Source organism: Kingella denitrificans ATCC 33394, assembly GCF_000190695.1.
Classification (GTDB): domain Bacteria; phylum Pseudomonadota; class Gammaproteobacteria; order Burkholderiales; family Neisseriaceae; genus Kingella_A; species Kingella_A denitrificans.
In genome coordinates this window covers 1-505 of sequence record NZ_GL870940.1, presented here as the reverse complement: position 1 = coordinate 505, position 505 = coordinate 1, and the positions used below count along the sequence as shown (strand labels likewise).

The window sequence follows — 505 nt, the reverse complement described above, 5'->3', positions numbered from 1 at the left end:
CGGATCAGAAATAGAAGAATTACAGCGCAACACAGCAATAAAAATGCGCCGCCTGAACCACCAGGCTATATCTGCCACTCATTGTTGTGAGTGTGGCGATCCGATAGATGAACGAAGACGCCTGGTCGTTCAGGGTTGTCGGACTTGTGCAAGTTGCCAGGAGGATCTGGAACTTATCAGTAAACAGAGAGGTTCGAAGTGAGCGAAATTAACTCTCAGGCACTGCGTGAAGCGGCAGAGCAGGCAATGCATGACGACTGGGGATTTGACGCAGACCTTTTCCATGAATTGGTAACACCATCGATTGTGCTGGAACTGCTGGATGAACGGGAAAGAAACCAGCAATACATCAAACGCCGCGACCAGGAGAACGAGGATATTGCGCTAACAGTAGGGAAACTGCGTGTTGAGCTTGAAACAGCAAAATCAAAACTCAACGTAGCAGCGTGAGTATTACGAAGGTGTTATCTCGGATGGGAGTAAGCGTATTGCTAAACTGGAAAGC

The 505-nt window shown here is 48.3% G+C and carries 2 protein-coding genes; both read left to right on the top strand.

The features are described 5' to 3' along the window. Positions 1–43: 43 nt before the first annotated feature. Entirely contained in the window at positions 44–202 is a 159-nt protein-coding gene (locus HMPREF9098_RS11595; RefSeq protein ID WP_229041931.1) for a TraR/DksA family transcriptional regulator, read from the top strand. Then, positions 199–450 (top strand): ead/Ea22-like family protein, encoded by a 252-nt coding sequence (locus HMPREF9098_RS11095; protein WP_003784964.1) that lies wholly within the window; start codon positions 199–201, stop codon positions 448–450. Before HMPREF9098_RS11595 ends, HMPREF9098_RS11095 begins: the two co-directional genes overlap by 4 nt. Positions 451–505: the final 55 nt, after the last annotated feature.

What these genes read in the sequence shown, in the direction of transcription:
- HMPREF9098_RS11595 (WP_229041931.1), top strand. Translation starts at nt 44, where the DNA reads ATGCGCCGCCTGAACCACCAGGCTATATCTGCCACTCATTGTTGTGAG.